Annotated in this window: 16 protein-coding genes and 1 tRNA gene; 7 read left to right on the forward strand and 10 right to left on the reverse strand. The window is 63.6% G+C overall.

What is annotated here, in order from left to right; genetic code table 11:
* Nucleotides 1–37: 37 nt before the first annotated feature.
* A complete protein-coding gene (locus AC07UB_RS20490; RefSeq protein ID WP_492791956.1) occupies nucleotides 38–313 on the forward strand; it encodes a metal-sensitive transcriptional regulator in 276 nt (91 codons plus the stop codon).
* A gap of 258 nt (nucleotides 314–571) precedes the next feature.
* On the forward strand, nucleotides 572–2,983 hold the full coding sequence (locus AC07UB_RS20495; RefSeq protein WP_492791955.1) for an EAL domain-containing protein: 2,412 nt from the start codon (nucleotides 572–574) through the stop codon (nucleotides 2,981–2,983).
* 27 nt (nucleotides 2,984–3,010) lie between these two features.
* Here AC07UB_RS20495 and AC07UB_RS20500 read toward each other — a convergent pair.
* The 3 genes from AC07UB_RS20500 to AC07UB_RS20510 form a co-directional block, all read right to left on the reverse strand.
* Nucleotides 3,011–3,087, reverse strand: a tRNA-His gene (locus AC07UB_RS20500).
* A gap of 168 nt (nucleotides 3,088–3,255) precedes the next feature.
* Nucleotides 3,256–3,690 (reverse strand): phasin, encoded by a 435-nt coding sequence (locus AC07UB_RS20505; RefSeq protein ID WP_492791954.1) that lies wholly within the window; start codon nucleotides 3,688–3,690, stop codon nucleotides 3,256–3,258.
* A 230-nt stretch (nucleotides 3,691–3,920) separates the two neighbouring features.
* Nucleotides 3,921–4,298, reverse strand: a complete 378-nt coding sequence (locus tag AC07UB_RS20510; RefSeq protein ID WP_492791953.1) for a phasin family protein — start codon at nucleotides 4,296–4,298, stop codon at nucleotides 3,921–3,923.
* A gap of 400 nt (nucleotides 4,299–4,698) precedes the next feature.
* Here AC07UB_RS20510 and AC07UB_RS20515 point away from each other — a divergent pair, with 400 nt between their 5' ends.
* The 3 genes from AC07UB_RS20515 to AC07UB_RS20525 all read left to right on the forward strand — a co-directional run bounded on the left by AC07UB_RS20515 (nucleotide 4,699) and on the right by AC07UB_RS20525 (nucleotide 10,959).
* The gene (locus AC07UB_RS20515; RefSeq protein ID WP_494653808.1) at nucleotides 4,699–8,121 is read left to right on the forward strand and encodes a PAS domain-containing sensor histidine kinase; all 3,423 of its coding nucleotides are present in this window, start codon (nucleotides 4,699–4,701) and stop codon (nucleotides 8,119–8,121) included.
* Nucleotides 8,122–8,264: 143 nt separating this feature from the next.
* A complete protein-coding gene (locus AC07UB_RS20520) occupies nucleotides 8,265–9,287 on the forward strand; it encodes a Fe(3+) ABC transporter substrate-binding protein (RefSeq protein ID WP_492791951.1) in 1,023 nt (340 codons plus the stop codon).
* A 28-nt stretch (nucleotides 9,288–9,315) separates the two neighbouring features.
* A complete protein-coding gene (locus tag AC07UB_RS20525; protein ID WP_492791950.1) occupies nucleotides 9,316–10,959 on the forward strand; it encodes an ABC transporter permease in 1,644 nt (547 codons plus the stop codon).
* A 15-nt stretch (nucleotides 10,960–10,974) separates the two neighbouring features.
* Here AC07UB_RS20525 and AC07UB_RS20530 read toward each other — a convergent pair whose 3' ends face one another.
* Nucleotides 10,975–12,039, reverse strand: coding sequence for an AI-2E family transporter (locus tag AC07UB_RS20530; RefSeq protein ID WP_492791949.1), 1,065 nt, complete (start codon nucleotides 12,037–12,039; stop codon nucleotides 10,975–10,977).
* A 164-nt stretch (nucleotides 12,040–12,203) separates the two neighbouring features.
* On the opposite strand from AC07UB_RS20530, the gene AC07UB_RS20535 reads away from it, so the two are divergent.
* The gene (locus AC07UB_RS20535) at nucleotides 12,204–12,791 is read left to right on the forward strand and encodes a hypothetical protein (RefSeq protein WP_492791948.1); all 588 of its coding nucleotides are present in this window, start codon (nucleotides 12,204–12,206) and stop codon (nucleotides 12,789–12,791) included.
* A gap of 11 nt (nucleotides 12,792–12,802) precedes the next feature.
* On the opposite strand, the gene AC07UB_RS20540 is transcribed toward AC07UB_RS20535, so the two are convergent.
* Both AC07UB_RS20540 and AC07UB_RS20545 read right to left on the reverse strand, forming a co-directional pair.
* The gene (locus AC07UB_RS20540; protein WP_492791947.1) at nucleotides 12,803–13,453 is read right to left on the reverse strand and encodes a 3-oxoacid CoA-transferase subunit B; all 651 of its coding nucleotides are present in this window, start codon (nucleotides 13,451–13,453) and stop codon (nucleotides 12,803–12,805) included.
* Nucleotides 13,454–13,477: 24 nt separating this feature from the next.
* Nucleotides 13,478–14,179, reverse strand: coding sequence for a CoA transferase subunit A (locus AC07UB_RS20545; RefSeq protein WP_492791946.1), 702 nt, complete (start codon nucleotides 14,177–14,179; stop codon nucleotides 13,478–13,480).
* A 276-nt stretch (nucleotides 14,180–14,455) separates the two neighbouring features.
* On the opposite strand from AC07UB_RS20545, the gene AC07UB_RS20550 reads away from it, so the two are divergent.
* Nucleotides 14,456–16,573: an AsmA family protein gene (locus tag AC07UB_RS20550; protein ID WP_492791945.1), complete on the forward strand. Its 2,118-nt coding sequence runs from the start codon at nucleotides 14,456–14,458 to the stop codon at nucleotides 16,571–16,573.
* Here AC07UB_RS20550 and AC07UB_RS20555 read toward each other — a convergent pair.
* The 4 genes from AC07UB_RS20555 to AC07UB_RS20570 are packed head-to-tail and all read right to left on the reverse strand — an operon-like array spanning nucleotide 16,570 to nucleotide 20,856.
* On the reverse strand, nucleotides 16,570–17,385 hold the full coding sequence (locus AC07UB_RS20555) for an ABC transporter permease (protein ID WP_492791944.1): 816 nt from the start codon (nucleotides 17,383–17,385) through the stop codon (nucleotides 16,570–16,572). The genes AC07UB_RS20550 and AC07UB_RS20555 overlap by 4 nt on opposite strands.
* Entirely contained in the window at nucleotides 17,385–18,296 is a 912-nt protein-coding gene (locus tag AC07UB_RS20560) for an ABC transporter permease (protein ID WP_494653805.1), read from the reverse strand. Before AC07UB_RS20560 ends, AC07UB_RS20555 begins: the two co-directional genes overlap by 1 nt.
* A complete protein-coding gene (locus AC07UB_RS20565; RefSeq protein WP_494653803.1) occupies nucleotides 18,293–19,408 on the reverse strand; it encodes an ABC transporter ATP-binding protein in 1,116 nt (371 codons plus the stop codon). Before AC07UB_RS20565 ends, AC07UB_RS20560 begins: the two co-directional genes overlap by 4 nt.
* Nucleotides 19,405–20,856, reverse strand: a complete 1,452-nt coding sequence (locus AC07UB_RS20570) for a glycerol-3-phosphate dehydrogenase (RefSeq protein ID WP_494653801.1) — start codon at nucleotides 20,854–20,856, stop codon at nucleotides 19,405–19,407. The genes AC07UB_RS20565 and AC07UB_RS20570 overlap by 4 nt, the downstream gene beginning before the upstream one ends.
* Nucleotides 20,857–20,882 lie beyond the last annotated feature (26 nt).

The following is a 20,882-nucleotide window of genomic DNA, read 5'->3' on the forward strand; positions in this document are numbered from 1 at the left end:
CTTGATTTAGATACCCTAGGGGGGTATATAGATCTCCATGCGCCAGGAAATCAAGTCGTCGTGCCTGAAAAGGCTGAAACGGATCGAAGGCCAGGTTCGCGGGCTCGCGGGCATGGTGGAGGACGACCGCTACTGCATCGACATCGTCACGCAGATCGCGGCGGCGCGCGCGGCGCTGCGGCGGGTCGAGGAGGAAGTGCTGCGCGACCACGTCGCGCATTGCGTCGAACATGCGATCACGTCCGGTGACAAGGCCGATCAGCGCCGCAAGATCGCCGAACTGATGGATGTGGTCAGCCGCGCCGACCGTTAGAACGAGCGCTCCGGGGATCGCCACTTCGCGACATGGTTGATTGCGCATTAGCCTTGTGCAGCGAATGAGTCGCGCTTGAAGAAGTCGCTGCGGCACAGCGCTTTCGTGTCATGTTCGCCACGCGAACGGTCCATTTATCGATCGATCACATGCGCCGGCCGGCCCTTGCGTCGAATATGCACCGGCGAATTTACGTGTTCTTACGCAATTCCCCCTACGTCCCGGCAGTTGCGTTGTTCTCACGTTGCAGGACGTTCGATGTTCAAGATCTATAATTGTATCGCCACCGCCCATGATTTGTGGCTCGTTGGATTGGCGGCGGTCATCTGCGCCCTGGCATCGTTTTCCGCAATCAATCTGCTTCGACATGCCCGCAGCGCGTCCGGCCAGATGCGCCACGTCTGGCTCGCCGTGTCCGCGATCTCGACCGGGTTCGGCATTTGGGCGACGCACTTCATTGCCATGCTGGCGTTCACGCCGGGAATTCCGAGCGCTTACAACATCGCACTGACCGCCCTGTCGCTGGCGGCGGCTATCCTGCTCACCGCGACCGGACTGGCGCTTTCAATGCCGGTGCGCTGGCGTGCCGGTCCCTGGATCGGCGGTGCGATCGTCGGCGGCGGCATCGCCGCGATGCATTATCTCGGCATGGCCGCGTTTGAGATCGCCGGAACGATCCTCTGGGATTCGACACTTGTCGCGGCGTCCATCCTGCTCGGCATGGCAATCGGCGCAGCCGCGTTGCCGGCGGGCCTGCACGGCACATCCGAACGCTGGAAAATTACCGGCGCGCTGCTCCTGACGCTTGCGATCTGTAGCCATCATTTCACCGCGATGGGCGCGGTATCGATCATCCCGGATTCCACGCGCATTGTTTCGGAATCGGCTGTGCCCGCGGAATGGCTTGCGGTAGCCGTGGCCGTGGCGAGTTTCACCATCATTCTGCTGGCGCTCGCAGCCATCGCGCTCGATATTCGCGATCAGCGGCGGTCCATGCTTGAGGCCGACCGGATGCGCGGCCTCGCCGACGCCGCGGTCGAAGGCCTGCTTGTTTGCGACGGCGATGTTGCCGTCACCGCGAACACCAGCTTTGCGAAGCTCGTTGGGTCGACGTCCGAAAAACTGATCGGCGCAAAGCTGGACATCTACATTCCGGATGCAAACGTGCGCGCACGACTGCTCGCCACACCGAACCAGCTCGTTGAAGCCGAACTGCGTCATGTCGACGGATCGATGATTCCGGTCGAATTGATCCTGCGCCCGATCGATTTTGCCGGGCACGCACATCACGTCATCGCCATCCGCAATCTGCAGGCCCGCAAGAAGGCCGAACAGCATATCCACTATCTCGCACATCATGACGCGCTGACGTCGTTGCCGAACCGCGGCACGTTCCATGCGCGGCTTGATCAGGAAATCGCAGCCTCGATGAATAACGGGAAGAAGTGCGCCGTGCTGTGCTTCGACCTCGACCGGTTCAAGGAAATCAACGACCTGTTCGGACATGCCGCCGGCGACAGGGTTCTTCAGACCGTCGCCTCGCGCATCACCGCGATTCTCGATAAGGACTGCATGGTCGCGCGCCTTGGCGGCGACGAATTCGCGGTTCTCATTCCGGAACTTGCCAGCCCCGCGGCGGCGGAGCGGCTGGCCGAAAAAATTCTCAATGCGTTGCGACCCGACGGTGACAAACCCGACAGCGATAAAGTGACCTCCTGCAGCATCGGCATCGCGATCTGCCCGGACGATGCCGACAATCGCGAGGCGCTGCTCACCCACGCCGACACCGCGCTCTATCGCGCCAAGATGGAAGGCCGGGCCACCTGCCGTTTCTTCGAGGCGAAGATGGGAGCGGAGGTGCACGACCGCAGGGTGCTGGAGCACGATCTGCGTCAGGCTGTGGGTCGTGGCGAACTCCATCTTGTCTATCAGCCGCAGGAAGACATCCGGACGAGGCGCGTCGTCGGTTTCGAAGCGCTGCTGCGCTGGAATCACAAGACGCGCGGTTCGATTTCTCCGGCCGTCTTCATTCCGATCGCCGAGGAAACCGGCGCCATTCTCGCCATCGGCGAATGGGTCTTGCGCGAGGCCTGCAAGCAAGCGGCGAGCTGGCCGCAGGCTCTGACGATTGCCGTCAACGTTTCCGCCGTGCAGATCTACAGCGAAAACTTCGTCCAGCTGGTGCATGAGGTGCTGCTGGAAACCGGTCTTCCGGCGGACCGGCTTGAACTCGAAATCACGGAGACTGCGCTGGTGCGCGATCTCAACCGCGCGCTCAACACACTGCGGCGTATCAAGGCGCTCGGCGTGCATATCGCGATGGACGATTTCGGTACCGGATACTCCTCGCTCTCGAACTTGCGCGCCTTTCCGTTCGACAAGATCAAGATCGACGGCTCGTTCATCAAATCGGTCAACACCAACGAACAGGCCGCAACCATCGTGCGCGCGGTGCTGGGACTGGGCCGCGGTCTCGGCTTGCCGGTGCTGGCGGAAGGCGTCGAAACGCCGGCGGAACTGGCCTTCCTGCAGGCCGAGCTCTGTAACGAGGTTCAGGGTTATCTGGTGGGACGCCCCGCCCCGATCGGGACTTTCGCGACGCTGACCCATGCGGGTGAGCCGCTCGCGACGGGCGACGATATTCCCGTCCTGCTGGCGCAGTCCGCCTGACGGCTTCAAAAGTTGGGGACGGGTAAGTGGTACAGTTGGGTGGGATCGAACCACCGACCTCCGGATCCACAATCCGGCGCTCTAACCAGCTGAGCTACAACTGCATTTTCAATCGACCGGCCGCGTTCAGGCGGCCCCGCCGGGGGCGGCGATTTCGCGGGAAACTAGGTGCAACGCTGCACTTTGGCAAGACGCTTTGGCTGGTCCGGACCTCGCCGTGAACAGCCCCGATAGTGGTGGCCTCCGGAGCGGGAAAGGTTCATTCGCCGCCTTCAGACGCCGGTTTTGAAGACCTTCGCAGCACCTGCCGAAATCGGCTCGACGGTGTCGGTCGCCACCTTCTGGCCCAGCGCGGCAAGATCCTTCGACTGTGCGGTCAGGACTTCGAACTGCTTGCGGGCATGGCTGTTCACCAGTTCGAAGGCCTCCGGCAACGACTTCACGCCGAGCAGGTTCTGGGCAAAATCGAAGGCCGACTCGGTGTTGGTCTTGGCGATGTCGATCACCTTCGCGGTGAAGTCGCCGGCGCCCCTGGTGGCCGATGCGTAGACAGCCTCCAAGGCTCCATTGTTGGTTTCCGCGGCTTCCTTGAGCTTCTGATAGCCGTCACGGGCCTGCGAAACGCCCTGCTCGGCGAACGCGCGAACCTGCTCCGGAACCTGGAACGGGGTGACATTCGAAAATGAAAACGGATCGTTCGCGCTCATCAGGCAACTTCCTTGTGCTGGAATTCGAAACCGCCGACCGGGGCGAACGGCGCAACTGCCGCCGGCTAAACCAGCGCGCGTCAGTTTCTATTCGGCACTATATGGAAGATATTGTGCATTGCAACACAAAATGCCGCAGGGCCCCGCTCGCGGCCAGCGATCGACCCGGCGGAGCGCGCCGGATCGTCTGGGCCGATGATCCCGGTTGTCCGGGAGTGTTCGTCAGGACTTCAGGATTTGGGCTTGGCGGCGTCCATCGCAGCGCGGGTCACGGTCTGGCCCATTTCGCTGGCCTGCTCCGCAAGTGCTCGCATCTGGCCCTGCACATATTCGGTGTGAAGGCGCATCACCTCGGTCAGATCCTTGGCGTGGATCAGCTGCTGCGCATAGGTCAGCGAGGACTGTACGTTCTTTTCGGCGAAGGCGATCGCCTTGGCGCTGATCTCCTTGGCGGCCTCACCCGGCCCGCCGAACGACCCGCCGCCGAATGCTGCCGCAGTCTGCTGCGCGCTGCTGATGAAGGATTCGAATGCCTTGCGCGCCTGATCAAGGCTGGCTTCCGCCATCGAGCGCATTTCTTTCGGAATTTCGAAACGATCGGCTGACATGTCGCACCCTCCTGTTTGTATCGATCGGAACCATTTGAGTCGGCCCGCCGTCCGCAAACTATCGCCAGGCGATATCGTGCATATGACGCAGCGCAACGACAGTTCCCGTCAGCCCATCGTGACCGTTTGAATATCTTTTGCAACACCCCACTAACGCTCGGGCGGCAGCGGGGGTCGACGCGCCAGTGCGGTGGTTCGCAAGTCCGCATCATTTTTCGGCACGCCCATTTGCGAGGGAATTAACGTTATCGCGGGTTTCGGCGGCTAGTGTCGCTCCGTAACCGTGGACCTTGCGGCAACAGCACCATACTAATCATTTGTTAAGCCTATCCGATCCCCAGGCGCCGCGATCAGGCGCCGTGAAAGCGAGAGACGCAGGCCCATTGCCGGTTTGTCCAACATGAGCGAAGCCGACTTCCAGCTCCATGGTATTCGCGATCCGCGGCTTGCGGTTCTTGCGACAGGCAGCGCGCCTGCGTGGGTCTGGTCGCTCGACGGCGCACGCATTCTCTGGGCCAATACGGCCGGCGCGCATCTGTTCGGCGCGCGCAACGCGGCGATGCTCGCGGAAAAAATCATCGGCCCCGCGGACCCACATCGCCGTCAGGCTGCGCAACTGGCGACGCGGCTGTCGCCGTCCGGCGCGCCACGGCTCGAACGGCTGCGCGGCTTCGGCGCGCCGCTCGGCCGCCTGCTGACATGTTCGTGCGCACGCCTGACCTTCGCGGACAGCACGGCCGGAATCCTGATCGCCGCGACCGAGATGGTCGGACGTCCGATGCCGCTCACCGAACGGCTCGCGCATCTCATCGACAGTGTCACCGTGCCTGCCCTCGCTTTTACCCCGGCGGGCTCGCTGGCCGGCGCGAACGAGCCCGCGAAAAGTTTCGCCGGTGTATTCAACGATCTCACCGGCCCCGGATTCGATGACGCGCGCGCCGCGGTGCTGCGCGACGGCCAGTCCACTCTGCAAATGGATATCGGCTGCGTCACCGTGCACCGGGTCGGACGCGGGCAGGACACCGCGCTGGTGGCCTTGATCGGCGCGGCAGTCCTGCCGAAGCAAGTCATGAAACCGGTGCCTGTGGTTATCGCTCCGGCTGTCGAAGCGGCTCCGGCCGTTGAGCCCATTCAGGCCGTATCGGCGGAACAACCCGCAGCGAACGTTTCACACGACGATGTTTCACGCGATGAGGCAGCGCGCGCGCCATCCGCCGACGCGACGCCTGCCGATGTTGTGCCTGCCGATGTTTTCGAATCCGTGTTCGACGAACCGGCCACGCAAGAAACGCCTTATGAAGCGCGTCAGGAAAAAACTTCGACTGACCACATCACGCGAGTCTACATCGGCGACGAGCAGCAAAAACCCTTCACTAAAACCAGCGCCGCCGGTCACGCCTCGGGTACGCTGACCGAAACAGATAACCCATCATTGCCGGCGCGGCAGCAACCGCTGCGCTTCATGTGGCAGATGGACCCCGACGGCCGCTTCTCGCTCGGCTCCGATGAATTCAGCCGCCTGATCGGCACGCGCACCGCCGCCGCGTTTGGACGGCTGTGGAGCGACATCTCCACCGCACTCGGGCTCGACCCCGAAGGCCGCGTCGCCGCCGCGGTCGCGACCCGCGAAACCTGGAGCGGAATTGTCGTGGACTGGCCCGCCGACGGCGATGGCGCAAGGTTGCCGGTGGAATTGTCCGGATTGCCGATCCACGACGGCAGCGGGCTTTTCGCCGGCTATCGCGGTTTCGGTATCTGCCGCGACATCGAAGGCATGGCGCGGCTGGCCGCACAACGCCGCGATGACGTGCTGCATGAAACGATGCCGCTCGCAGCTCCGCCGTCCGAAGACGCGGCGGCACAGGACGATTTGCAAGACGATCTGCCGCAGGCCCACCGAAACGACCAGCAGGATAAGCCTGTTCCCTCTGACGACAGGTTTGTGGGCAGCACGCAGGACAACTTCCCGAAAGACAATTTTTCAAAAGACAATTCCCGGGACGACAATTTTCAGGACAACCATTTCCCCGAAACAGAATCGAAGCCAGCCGTGGATACTCCGCAGAACGTCGTGCCCTTCCCGGTCACCGAGCCGAAAGCGCCTGCGCTGACGCCGGTCGAGAGCAATGCTTTCGACGAATTGGCGCGGCGGCTGTCGGCGCGCCTCGACAACGGCGGCGACAGCGAAGCCTCCGTGACCGACCTGTTTGCCGATGCGGATCAAGAGCCGCCGAAGGTCGAACACGTTCCCGAAGCGCCCGCGTTCGAACATCCTCCCGCGTTTCTGCAACGCGAAGCTCCCCCGCCCCGCGCGCACTCCGCGCAGGACTCGCAACTGCTCGATCGGCTCCCCGTCGGCGTGCTGGTCTACCGGCTCGACCGGCTGATCTACGCCAACGCCGCGTTTTTGAGTTCGACCGGATACGACAGCCTGCATACGCTCGCCGAAGCCGGCGGCCTCGATGCGCTGACGGTAGAGGCCGGCGCTGGCTCCGCCAGCAGCACATCGGAAACCGGCACGCCTGTCGTGATCGCGGCGACCACCGAGAGCGGGCCCGACAAGGGCCAGCCCGCCGATGCGCGGCTGTTCGCAATCACCTGGGACGGCGAGCCCGCTCATGCGCTCATTTTCTCGGGCTCACGATCCGAACCGCGCGCCGAACCTGTGGTCCCTGCCGCAATTGCGCCGGTTGTGGCGACGAGCGACGACACCACGCAGGCCGAAGAACTCGCCACCATTCTCGACACCACGGCCGAAGGCATCGTGATCTTCGACGGCGAAGGCCGCTTGATGTCCTGCAACCGCAGCGCCGAAGCGTTGTTCGGCCGTACCGACACCGAGATCGCCGCACTCGGCCTGACCGATCTGTTCGCGCCGGAAAGCCAGCGCGCCGTGCTGGATTATTTCGAGAGCGTCAAGACCACCAGCGTCGCGAGCCTGCTCGAGCACGGCCGCGACATGCTGGGCCGCGTGCGCGACGGCGGCATCATTCCGCTGTCGATGACGCTGGGCCGGACGCGGCCGGACAGCACACGCTTCTTTGCGATCTTCCGCGACCTGTCGCAGGCGAAAAAGAACGAAAGCGAATTGATGCAGGCCCGGCGGCAGGCCGAGCGTGCATCGGGTGCAAAGGCGGATATTCTCGGGCGCATCAGCCACGAGGTCCGGATGCCGCTCAACGCCATTATCGGCTTCTCCGACGTGATGATCGAGGAGCGTTTCGGCGCGCTCGGCAACGAGCGCTATGTCGAATACATGAAGGACATCCGCGCCTCGGGCCAGCGCGTGATGGCGATCATCGACGATCTGCTCGACCTGTCGCGTATCGAATCCGGGAAGATGGAATTGTCGTTCGCGAGCCAGGACCTCAACAGCACGGTCGAGCAATGCGTCGCGGTGATGCAGCCGCAGGCCAACCGGGAGCGCATCATCATCCGCACGTCGCTTGCTCATGCGCTGCCGACGATCAAGGCCGACGCGCGCGCCCTGCGCCAGATCGCGCTGAACCTGATCGGCAATTCGATCCACCTTGCGAACGCCGGTGGACAGGTCATCGTCTCGACCGCCACCACCGACTTCGGCGATATCGTGCTGCGGGTCCGCGATACCGGCCCCGGCCTGAACGATAACGAGATCGCCGCCGCGATGGCGCCGTTCCGCACGCAGGGCGCTTCCGACCAGACCGCCGATGGCTCAGTGGTCAACCTGTCATTGACCAAGGCGCTGGTGGAAGCCAACCGCGCACAATTCCACATCAAGACCGCGCCGCATTCAGGCACGCTGATCGAGATCGTGTTCTCGCACGCCAGCGCGATTGCCTAGGTTCAATCTGGAATCTCTCTAAATCAGAGAACTCGCGACATAGCGACGCGTGAATGTAGCCGCCCCCTGCGCTACAGAAGCCGGCACCGACGCGCGTTGTGAACCAGCGCCGCGCCGCTCATCCACTCCGCCGGAGTTTCACTATGTCACGATCCTGCCTTCTCGCCGCTACCGCCCTCGCAGCAGCGATGATCTTGAATACTGCCGCATTCGCCCAGTCCGGCGAGGTCAACGTCTACACCTATCGCGAGACCAAGCTGGTGCAGCCGCTGTTCGACGCCTTCACCAAGGACACCGGCATCAAGGTCAACGTCGTCTCCGCGAGTTCCGGTCTCGAACAGCGCATGAAGGCCGAAGGCGCCAACAGCCCCGCCGACGTGCTGCTGACGGTGGACATCGGCCGCATCGACGAAGCCGTGCAGGCTGGCGTGACCCAGCCGATCAAGTCAGAGGCGCTCGACAAGATCGTGCCGGCGCAATATCGCGATCCGGACGGTCACTGGGCCGGCATCTCGATGCGCGCGCGCGTGATCTACGCCTCGAAGGATCGCGTGAAGCAGGATGCCATCACCTACGAAGAACTCGCCGATCCGAAATGGAAGGGCAAGATCTGCATCCGCTCCGGCCAGCACATCTACAATAACGCGCTGTTCGCGGCCTACGTCGCCCATCACGGCGAGGCCAAGGCCGAGGAATGGCTGCGCGGCGTGAAAGCCAATCTCGCGCAGAAGCCGTCGGGCGGCGACCGCGAAACCGCGCGCGACGTGGCCGCCGGCAAATGCGACCTCGGCATCGGCAACACCTATTACTGGGCGCTCATGATGGACAAGGACCCGGACAAGAAGCCTTGGGCCGAAGCGACCAAGGTGATCCTGCCGACATTCGCGGGCGGCGGCACCCACGTGAACCTGTCGGGCGTGCTGCTGGCGAAGAACGCGCCGAACCGCGCCAACGGCGTCAAGCTGATCGAGTGGCTTGCCGGTGAACAGGCCCAGAAGATCTATGCCGACGCCAACTACGAGTATCCAGTTCGCGCCGGCGTCGCGATCAATCCGACCATCGCCGGTTACGGCAAACTGAACGCCGACACCTTGCCGATTGCGAAGATCGCCGCCAGCCGCAAGGCCGCCTCGACGCTGGTCGACAAGGTGGGCTTTGACAATTGACGCGTAACGCGCGGCGATTGTTCTCAACGTGACCGCCGCGCGCGTCGCACAACCTGCCGTCTCGGCGCTCGCGGTCTTCACCGCGGCGCTGGTCGCGCTGCCGGTGATCGCCATTGTGGTGCTCGCAGCACAGCCGGCCCCCGGCCTCTGGCAACATCTGATCGACTACGTGCTGCCGCTGGCGCTGCGCGACACAGCCCTCCTGCTGTTCGGCGTCGGTCTGGTTGCATTGGCCGCGGGCGCTGGAACCGCATGGCTGATTTCGCTGCATGACTTTCCCGGTCGCGGATTGATGCTCTGGCTGCTGCCGCTGCCGCTTGCGATCCCGACCTACATCGCAGCGTATGTCTACGTCGACCTGTTCGAGCCCCTCGGCCTCGTACATCGCACGCTGACGCTGTGGCTTCCGCCGCGCGATGCGCTGACGCTGCTGCCAAATCTCCGCTCGCTGCCCGGCGCGATCATCATCATCGGCATCGTGCTTTATCCCTATGTTTATCTCTCCGCGCGCGCGACGTTCCAGTTGCAGAGCGCGGAATTCGCCGAAGCCGCACGAACGCTGGGCGCGAGCCGCTGGAATGTGTTCCGGCGCATCTCGCTGCCGATGGCGCGTCCGGCGCTGGCCATCGGTCTCGCTCTTGTCGCGCTGGAAACGCTGAACGACATCGGCGCCAGCGAATATCTCGGCGTGCGTACTCTCACCGTGTCGATCTTCACGACATGGCTCAACCGCGGCAGCCTGGCCGGCGCGGCGCAGTTGTCATGTCTCGTGCTGGTCATCGTCGCCGGACTGATCGCGCTGGAGCGCTATGGACGCCGCAACGCCGTCACCGAATTTTCCTCGGAAAGCCCGCGGCTGACGGCCCGCACGACACTGGGCGGAATCAAGGCCTGGCTGGCGTGCGCCGCCTGCGCCCTGCCGGTGCTGTTCGGCTTCGTCATCCCGCTGCTGTTTCTTCTGCATCAAAGCGTGCGCCGTTCGCTGCTGACCGTCGATGCCGCGATCTGGCGCGATGCGCTCAACTCGGTCACCTTCGCGGCGCTCGCCACGCTCGTCGCGCTGGCGCTCGGTTTCGCGACGATCCTTGCAACGCGCTGGCGTCCGAGTGCGTGGCGGTCGTTCGTCGCCAATATCGCGCACACGGGCTACGCGCTGCCCGGGCTGGTGCTGGCGCTCGGCCTGCTCACGCCGGTGCTGACCATCGACAACGCACTGAACACGCTTGCCGCCTGGCTCGGATTGGCATTGCCCGGTCTCGTCCTGATGGGCTCGGGTGCGGCGGTGGTGAGCGCCTATGTCATTCGCTTTCTCGCGGTGCCGACGGGCTTCATTCGTGCGGGCTTCGAGCGGATTCCCCGCGACTATGACGACAGCGCGCGCAGCGCCGGCGCGAGCGACATGACCGCAGTGAAACGCATCCACCTGCCGCTGCTGCGTCCGGCTTTGCTGGGTGCGGCGATCGTCGTGTTCGTCGATTGCCTGAAGGAATTGCCGGCGACGCTGCTGCTGCGCCCGCTCAATGTGGAGACGCTGGCGACCTCGATCTATCAGTATGCCAGCCGCGGCAGCTTCGAGGACGGCGCACTCGCCGCCCTGCTGATCGTCGCGGCCAGCATCGGGCCGGTGGCGTGGCTGACCCGGTTCTCCGATATTCCGCAGGGACCCGCGTAAGACCGCCAGAGACGATCAGATCGCATCGGCCTGATCGGTCTTTCGCGATGTCGAAAGAATATCCCACACCGCGATGAACATCGCGGCGATGACCGGGCCAATGACAAAGCCGTTGAGTCCGAAGGCTTCGATGCCGCCCAGCGTCGAGATCAGCACCACATAGTCCGGCAGCTTGGTGTCCTTGCCCACCAGCATCGGGCGCAGCAGGTTGTCGACGAGGCCGATGACCAGAAAGCCATAGGCGATCAGGATCGTGCCTTGTACGAACGAGCCCGTCGCCAGCAGATAGAGCGCGACCGGCATCCAGACCAGCCCTGCGCCGACGGCCGGCAGTAGCGACAGGAACGCCATCAGCACCGCCCATAGCAACGCCGCATGGATGCCGAGCAACCAGAAGATCACGCCGCCAAGCGCGCCCTGCGCCAGGGCAACCAGAAGACTGCCCTTCACCGTGGCGCGGATCACGACGGTGAATTTCTCCAGCAGCGCATCGCGTAGTTCGGCGCGCAACGGAATGGCGTCCTTGATCCGCCGCGACAGCGTGTTGCCGTCACGGAACAGGAAGAACAGCAGATAAAGCATGATGGTGGCGTTGAGGATGAAGTCGAATGTGCTCTGGCCGATGTTCAATGCCTGGGCTGCGATCTGCTGGCTGCCCTTGAGCAGACCGGCGGAGATTTTCTCCTGCATTCCGCCAAGGCTGGCGATGCCGAAACGGTCGAGCACGCCGGTCGCCCATTGCGGCAACGCGTCGAGGATCTGCTGAAACAGCTTGACGAAGTCGAGTTCACCGGACTGCACCTTCCCGAACACGACAGCCGCCTGCTGAGTCAGCGACGCCGCGATCAGCGTCAGCGGCAAGATCACGATCAGGATCACCAGCACGATCATCGCCAATGCGGCCAGGGTGGGTTGCTGCGGAATCTTCCGCAGCAGCCGCCGGTACAATGGCGCGAACATGATGGCGATGACCACGCCCCAAAGGATCGCTCCATAGAACGACGTGAGAATCCAGCCGAAGGCCAACGACACCACGACGATCAGAATCAGAAAGGCCTTGTCTTCAATACTGCCGCGCATGTTGTTGTCCTTGTTCGGGTCCGATACGGACCACGTTCGGGACAAAATGCAAGGGCCTCAATGTAACAGGCGGTTACACCGCTCAGTCCCCGAAAACGGATAGTCTCTGGAACCGTTTCCTTTTGGCTGTGCTTGGGCTCACCGCAACGCTATAATGCTGCGCGATGATGAATGCTCTGAAATATCGAGTCGCAGCCAAACGGGGGCTTGCCCTCGCTGCCGTGCTGTATCTGACGGCGACTGCCGCTCAGGCCCAGGTGGCGCCAATCCGGTACTGGATTCCTGGTGGACCTTTCGGACTCGGTGGCGAGACCACGACGCAATATTGGGGAAGTACGCCGGACGAGGACGGCTTCCGCAAGGGCTTTTCGTTCAGCAGTTACAGCATGCCGGCAAATTCATTCACCGGCGGCTTTGGCGCGAGCGCATTTGCCGGCGGCAGCGGGTTGTCGTCCGACGGCGCGCAATACGCCTACAGCTTCAAGAGCCTCGGCGACACGCCGGTCACACTCTTCGGAGGCGTCAGTTCGCTTCGAACGACGCCGGACGTATTTACATCGCTCGTCACGCCTGGCTTCGAGCGGAGCAGCACGCTTGCCACAAGCATCAACGCCGGAGTCGAATTCAAACCGACTTCGAACCTCAGCCTGTCGCTTTCAGCCGGTTACGTGCAGCCGTCTGCGACCTTCGGCAACGACATGCGTTCGTTATTGCCGTCCGCGCAAAATCCCGGCTTTCTCGGCCGGCGATAGCGTTAAATCACTCAGGCGTTCTTCAGCGCGACGCGGAAGCTGGCCTCGGTCTTGGACTTTACTTCGTCGAGCGTGACGCCATCGGCGAGTTCGATCAGCGCCATGCCGTCCTTGCCGTGCTTGTCGATGGTGAACACGGCAAGATCGGTGACGACCATGTCCACCACGCGCTCGCCGGTCAGCGGCAGGTTGCAGCGGTGCAGCAGCTTCGGGCCATCCTTGGCGGAATGTTCCATCACCACGACCACGCGCTTGACGCCGGCGACGAGATCCATTGCGCCGCCCATGCCCTTGACCATCTTGCCCGGGATCATCCAGTTGGCGAGATCGCCGTTCTCGGCCACCTGCATCGCGCCGAGGATCGACAGATCGATGTGACCGCCGCGCACCATCGCGAACGAGTCCGCGCTGGAGAAATAGCTGGTTTCGGGAAGTTCGGTGACCGTCTGCTTGCCGGCGTTGATGAGGTCGGGATCTTCCTCGCCCTCATACGGAAACGGACCCATGCCGAGCATGCCGTTCTCGCTCTGCAGCGCGACGTCGACGCCCTCGGGAATGAAGTTGGAAACCAGCGTCGGAATGCCAATGCCAAGATTGACGTAATAGCCGTCGCGCAATTCCTTCGCGGCACGGGCTGCCATCTGTTCACGGGTCCAGGCCATGGGACTCTCCTTTGAAGGGTCTGTTTACGCGCGCTTGCGCAGGGTGCGCTGTTCGATCCGCTTCAGCTTCGGATCGACCGCAATGATGCGCTTCACGAAAATGCCGGGGGTGTGGATGTGATCGGGATCGATCTCGCCCGCAGGCACCAGATGCTCGACTTCCGCGACGGTGACCTTCGCGGCGGTCGCCATCATCGGGTTAAAGTTGCGCGCGGTCTTGCGGTACACGAGGTTGCCCGCGGTATCGCCCTTCCAGGCGTGGACGATGGCGAGATCGGCGACAAGGCCGGTCTCCATGATGTACTTCTCGCCGTTGAACTCGCGCACTTCCTTGCCTTCCGCAATCAGCGTGCCGACACCGGTCTTGGTGAAGAACGCCGGAATGCCCGCGCCGCCGGCGCGAATGCGCTCAGCCAGCGTGCCCTGCGGATTGAATTCCAGTTCGAGTTCGCCCGCGAGATACTGCTGCGCGAACAGCTTGTTCTCGCCGACATAGGACGAGATCATTTTCTTGATCTGGCGGGTTTCCAGCAGGCGGCTGAGGCCAATGCCATCGACGCCGGCGTTGTTGGAGACAACCGTCAGGTTCTTCACCCCGGACTCGCGCAGCGCGTCCGACAGCACCTCTGCGATGCCACATAGGCCGAAGCCGCCCGACATGATCATCATGCCGTCTTTGAGAACGCCATCGAGCGCGGATTTCGCGTCGGGATAAACCTTGTTCATGGGGATGCAACCTGATGGAGGAAAAGTGGCGGCCCAAAGAAGCGAACTTCGGATCCGGGAGACCTGGAGGCGACTGCTTGGGGCGATTATTAGGCGAAATCTTCAAGAGACGTCAATCGCGGCGCCATTCCCGCTCTCCCGAAGGTGCGCAGATGCGTCAATAGGGCCGCAGATGGCCTTGAAAGCGTCAAGAAAAGCAATCAAGTTGCGGCCTGCGCTGCGGCGGGACACCCGCCAACATTTCCACCGCAACCTTACCGGATGAACTCATTGACGATGGCCCAAGGGATAAAGCGCCTGGGGATGCCCATTGCGGCATTGCTCGCCGCCGCGCTGATCGGCTTGATCGCCATTTCGTGGATGATCGACCAGAATGCCGTGCGGCTGTCCGTCGAACAGCAGATTCGCGCCGCCACCGGCCTCGATCTCAAGGTCAACGGCAATGTCAGTATCTCGGTATTCCCCGGCAGTTCCGTCACGCTGCGCGATGTCGGGCTGAAGGGCTCCGGTTCGCGCGGCAGCGTCGACGAGCCGTTGACCGTCGCTGAACTGACCGCCCACCTGCGCCTGCTGCCGCTGTTGATGCGGCGCTACGAGATCGCCGACGTGATGCTGCAGCATCCGCGCATCAATGTGAGGCGCACTGCCGAGGGCGGCAGCAATTGGACCGCCATCGTCGAGACACTCGCCCGCACCATGAAGCCCGGCATCGACAGCCCGGTGTCGTTCTCCGAAATCCGCATCAAGGACGGCGTCCTCAATTACGTGAACGAAGCGCGTGATTTGAACGAAACCGTCAGCGGCATCGACCTGTCGCTGGCGTGGCCGTCGATCTCGCGCTCCTTTGCCGCCACCGGCGAGTTCGACTGGCGCGGCGAACGCATAGACGGCAGCCTCAGCATCGCCGATTTCGGCGCAGCCTTGTCCGGCGATCGCTCCGGCATCAAGGTCCGGATCGCAGGCGCGCCGCTGAAATTCGCATTCGACGGTGCAATCGCCAACCGCACCAGCCTGCTGATGGAAGGCACTGTGACCGCCGACAGCCCGTCGCTGCGCAATGCGCTGCGCTGGGCCGGACAGGCCACACCCGGCACCGGCGGTCTGGGACGGTTTTCGCTCAAGGCCCGCACCAACGTCGTGGGTGAATCGATTGCACTGACCAACGTCAATCTCGAACTCGACGGCAACACCGCCGAGGGCGTCATCACCTACAGCAACAATGACCGGCAGACCGTGCAGGCCACGCTTGCCGCCGACGCGCTCGACTTTACACCTTACATCGACACCGTTCGCCTGCTTGCCAGCGGCGCGCGCGACTGGAACCGGCAGTTGTTCGACCTGCGCGGACTGTCCGCCACCGATCTCGACATGCGCCTGTCGGCTGCAAAGGTGACCATCGGACCTTCCAAACTCGGGCGCACCGCACTCGGTGCCAACCTGCGCAACGGCACGCTGGCGCTCAGCATCGGCGAAGCGCAGATCTACGGCGGTATCCTCAAGGGATCGCTCGGGATCGCAAGGATCGACACCGACGCCGACGTGAAGGCGCAATTCCAGTTTACCGATGTCGATCTTGCAAGCACCGCCAGCGAACTGTTCGGTATCGGCAGGCTGAGCGGACGCGGCAATCTCAATTTCGCGCTGGAAGCCACCGGCGCCAGTCCGTTCGCGCTGGCGCAGTCGCTCGACGGCACGGCAACATTGACGGGTCACGACGGCGCGATCGGCGGGCTCAATGTCGAACAACTGTTGAAGCGGCTGGAGCGCCGGCCCCTGTCCGGCGCAGGCAACTTCCGCAACGGTTCGACGCCATTCGATTCGCTCGACATCGCCATCCGCTTCAAGGACGGCGTCGCGACCGCCGAGGATGCGCAACTCGTGGGACAGACCACCCGCGTGATGCTCACGGGCACGGCGTCGGTGCCGTCGCGCGAGTACGATCTGAAAGGCGTTGCCAGCCTGATCGCTGCGAGCGATGCACCGCCGGCGTTTCAATTGCCGTTCGTGGTGCAGGGCCCGTGGGATGATCCGCTGATTTTCCCGGATTCGGATTCGCTGATCCGCCGTTCGCCCGCGTCCGCGCCGCTGCTTGACTCCTTGAAGGACCGCAAGACGCGCGACGCGGTGAAATCTGTGATCGACCGCTTCACCGGCGGCCGGAAAGCGCCCGCAGCACCTCCCGCGCAGCCGCAAGCGGCGATCCCGCAGCCCGTGCTGCCCGCGCCCGTTGCCCCGGCTGCTCCTGCGGCAACGCCGGTGCCGGTCGCAGAGACACCGACGCCCGCTCCTTCTTCGGCTGATACTGCGCCCAGCGCATCAGCACCACCTGCCGAAGCGCCTGCGGTTGCATCTCCCCCGGCCGCCGCGGATTCCGCGCCAGCAAGAGCAGACTAAAGCGGCGCTGCGCTTTCGCCCTGCTCGCTCGTGAGCTTGGACGCCAGCGACGCAGCAATAATCACCAGCGCGACCGCTCCGATCACAAGCGTGCAAATCGCGTTGATCTCCGGCTTCACGCCAAGGCGCACCTCCGAATAGATCCGGATCGGCAGCGTCGCCGAGCCCGGTCCGGTGGTGAAGCTCGCAATCACCAGGTCATCGAGCGACAGCGTGAAGGCCAGCATCCAGCCCGCCGCAATCGACGGCAGGATCAGCGGCAGCGTCACCGCGGTGAACGCCTGCACCGGCGAGCATCCGAGATCCATCGCGGCTTCTTCGAGGCTGCGGTCGAGCGCGCCCAGTCGCGACTGCACCACCACCGCGACGAAGCACATGGTCAGCGTGGTGTGCGCGATGGTCACGGTCCAGAAGCCTCGTCCGGCGTCGAGCGCGACGAACAGCAGCAGCAACGAAAGCCCGGTGATGACTTCCGGCATGACCAGCGGCGCATAGAGCATTCCGGAAAACAGCGTGCGGCCCCTGAAGCGTTCGCCGCGCGAGAGCGCAACCGCCGCCAGCGTGCCAAGCACTGTTGCCGCCGTCGCCGAACAGAACGCCACGCGCAGGCTCATCCAGGCTGCCGACAGCATCGCCTCGTCGTTGAAGAACTCGGTGTACCAGCGCAGCGACCAGCCGCCCCACACCGTCACCAGACGCGAGGCGTTGAACGAATAGATCACGAGGATCGCAATCGGCAGGTAGAGAAACGCCAAACCCAGCGCGACCGACGCCATGTTGAAAGTCGAAAGGCGTGCCTGACGAATGGCCATCACTGCGCCTCCAGATGGCGGCGCTGCAGTTTCTCGTAGATCAAGAGCGGCACCAGCAGGACCGCCAGCAGCACGATGGCGATGGCGGAGGCTACCGGCCAGTCCTTGTTGGTGAAGAACTCCAGCCACAGCGTCTGGCCGATCATCATGCGGTCGGACCCCGCCAGCAGATCCGGAATCACGAATTCGCCGACGATGGGAATGAAGCACAACAGCACGCCCGCGCCGATCCCCGGCAGCGACAGCGGAAGCGTCACCAGCCAGAACGCCTTGATGCGCGAGCAGCCGAGATCGGCGGCGGCTTCCAGCAGCGTGTCGTCCATCTTCGACAGCGTCGCGTAGAGCGGCAGGATCATGAACGGAAAGTATGAGTAGACCATGCCGAGATACATCGCGGTGTCGGTGGAGAGCCACACCAGCGGCTTGTCGATGACGCCCAGCGCAAGCAGCGCCTTGTTGAGCAGGCCGTCGTGCTGGAGCACGTTGATCCACGCATAGATACGAATGAGGAACGAGGTCCAGAACGGCACGATCACCAGCATCATCGCCACCGGCTGCCATCGTTGCGGCAGCCGCGACATGCCGTAGGCGACCGGATAGCCGATCAGCAGCAGAATGGCGGTCGAGGTGATCGCCACCACAAGACTGCGGACATAAGAGAAAATATAGAGATCGTCCGCCGCCAGCAGTTTGAAGTTTTCGAAAGACAGCGCGGACAGTCCGGCCTTGAACGTCTCCCAGCCGGCCGCAAGATCGAACACGGGCACGTAAGGCGGCTGCGCGATGGCGGTCTGCGACAACGCGATCTTCAGCACGAAGCCGAACGGCACCAGAAAGAACAGCGCCATCCAGAAATATGGCGCGAGCGCCGCGAGCCGCGCCGGACGGGTGAAAATGCGGCGCGCGCTCATCGGTCCAGCACCACGACATCGTCGGGCGCGAACGACAGGCTCACCCGCTGTCCAGCCGCAAAGCCGTCGACCGCCGCCCGGGTTGCGTTGGCGCGTGAAACCTTGAGGGTCACGCCGCCATCAAGCCTGATGCGGTAGATCGAAATTCCCCCGATATAATTGACGTCGGTCAACACACCCGCGAACGAGTTTCCCGCGCCTGCACCTCCCCCATCGCCGCCTGTGAGCGCTATTTTTTCCGGGCGAATCGCAAGACACACCGCATCCCCCACGCTGACGGCCTGGGTGCGACCGACAACGATCGTTCCCGCCTCAGCGGTTGCGACAACCGCGCGATCGAGCTCGCGGTGAATCGCACTCACGCGGCCTTCAATCAGATTGATGTCGCCGACGAAGCCCGCGATCCAGCGCGAATTCGGTGCTTCATAAAGCTGACGCGGCGGTGCAACCTGCACAAGGCGGCCCTTGTCCATCACGCCGATGCGGTCAGCGACCGTCATCGCTTCTTCCTGATCGTGGGTGACGATGATGAAGGTCATGCCGAGGCGGCGCTGCACCTCCATCAACTCGGCCTGCGTGCTCTCGCGCAATTTCTTGTCGAGCGCGGCAAGCGGCTCGTCGAGCAGCAGCACCTGCGGACGCCGCGCCAGCGAGCGCGCCAGCGCCACCCGCTGTCGTTGCCCGCCGGACAGTTGATCGGGACGCCGCGCTTGCAAGCCTTCAAGGCGCACCAGCCCAACCATTTCCGTGACCCGCGCCGCAATTTCGTCCTTCGGCAGCCCTGCCCGCTTGAGACCGAACGCGATGTTGCCCTCGACGGTGAGGTGCGGAAACAGCGCGTAGCTCTGGAACATCATGTTGACGGGACGCTTGTGCGGCAGCACGTGCGCGATGTCCTCGCCATCGAGATGGATCGCGCCGGCATCAGGCGTCTCGAACCCGGCCAGCATCCGCAGCAGCGTGGTCTTGCCGCAGCCTGATGGGCCCAGCAGCGCGAAGAATTCACCGGCTGCGATGTCGAGCGACAGATCGTCCACCGCCGTGAAGCCGCCGAAGCGTTTCACCACCGATGCGATCCGCAGCAAGGGCTTTCGATCCGCGCCGACAGTCATGCCGCAGCCATGAAGGTGTCGAGCGCAGCGCGATCCTGCCGCGGCATCGTGAGACCGAGTTTCGAGCGCCGCCATAAAATGTCGTCGGCGAAGCGGGCAAATTCCGTCGTCATGAGATAACGCACCTCCGAGCCGGTGAGGTCATCGCCGAACCGGGGACCAAGGTCATCCATGCTTTTTGCCGCACCCAGAATCCGATCGGCTTGCGTGCCGTAGGCTTCCACCAGCCGTCGTGCATGACGCTCGCCAAGAAACGGCCAGCGCTTCCGGATGCTTTCGACCTGATCGTCCAGCGTATCGAATTCGAAATCGCCGCCCGGCAGCGGCGCGGTTGCGGTCCAGGGCCGCATCGGCGATGGCTTGAACGCCGGTGTCAGCCGCGCCAACGCAATTTCCGCACGACGGCGCGCAAGGGTGGTGACGCCGCCGGTCACGGTCAACAGCGGCGCCTTGCCGGACTTGCGGTCGAGTTTCATGAAGCCATCGGGACTGCCCGTCACATGACCGCCGGCCATCGCGTAGAGGGCATGGGCGGGCTCGACCGGTTCACGAAAATAGCGGCTGGCCGCCGTGCAGAGGTCGGCGATGTCGTCAGCGCCCGCCGACAGGACCGCCGGATCGCCGGTGAGGCTCCGCTCGGATGTGCCGATCAAGGTGAAGTCACGGTGATACGGAACGGCGTAAATCATCTGGCGGCCGCCGTTCTGGAGAACGTGGACATCGTCACGATCGAACATCCGCTTCACGACGATCTGGCTGACTTTCGCGAAGCTCGCTTGAACGGCAGGCAAATGCAAGACGGTTTCAGCCACGGCGCGCGTCCATGCACCGCTCGCATTCACCAGCGCCCGTGCGATAACGGTCTCACGCCGGCCGCGATTGACGACAGTGAGTTTCCAGACGTCCGAGCGATCCGCCCACACGCAGCGCGCGCCGGTCAGGATCGCGGCGCCTCGGGCGGCGGCGTCGACGGCGTTCAGCATGACAAGCCGCGATTCATCCACGGTGCAATCGGACCAGGCCAGCGCCAGCCCGAGCGAGCGCTTGAGCGGATGACCGGCGGTGTGAATCGTCAGGTCGAGCGCCTCGGATCGCGGCAGGCCGCTTCGCGGCGCGAGCTGATCGTAAACATGAAGGCCCGCGCGCAGTATGGCCGGCGGCCTCTCGTCAGCATGGACCGGCAGGACAAAGCGAACAGGGCGCACCAGATGAGGTGCTGCGCGCAGCGCGGTGTCCCGTTCGGCCAGCGCACGGCGAACCCGCAACGCATGTCCCCGCTCGAGATCGATGAAATTGCCGTGCATCAGGTGCGGAGCCGCCGCCGCCGCGCCACCACCGAGATCGTTCTGCTCGAACAGCGCGACCCGCAGCCCGCGCCCGGCGGCATCGCGCGCAATACAGACGCCGTTGAGGCCGCCCCCGATAATCGCGATGTCGACATCAGCCATACCGCGATGATCTCCGACGGTCATCG

The sequence above is a fragment of the Afipia sp. GW821-FHT04G03 genome (assembly GCF_059419985.1).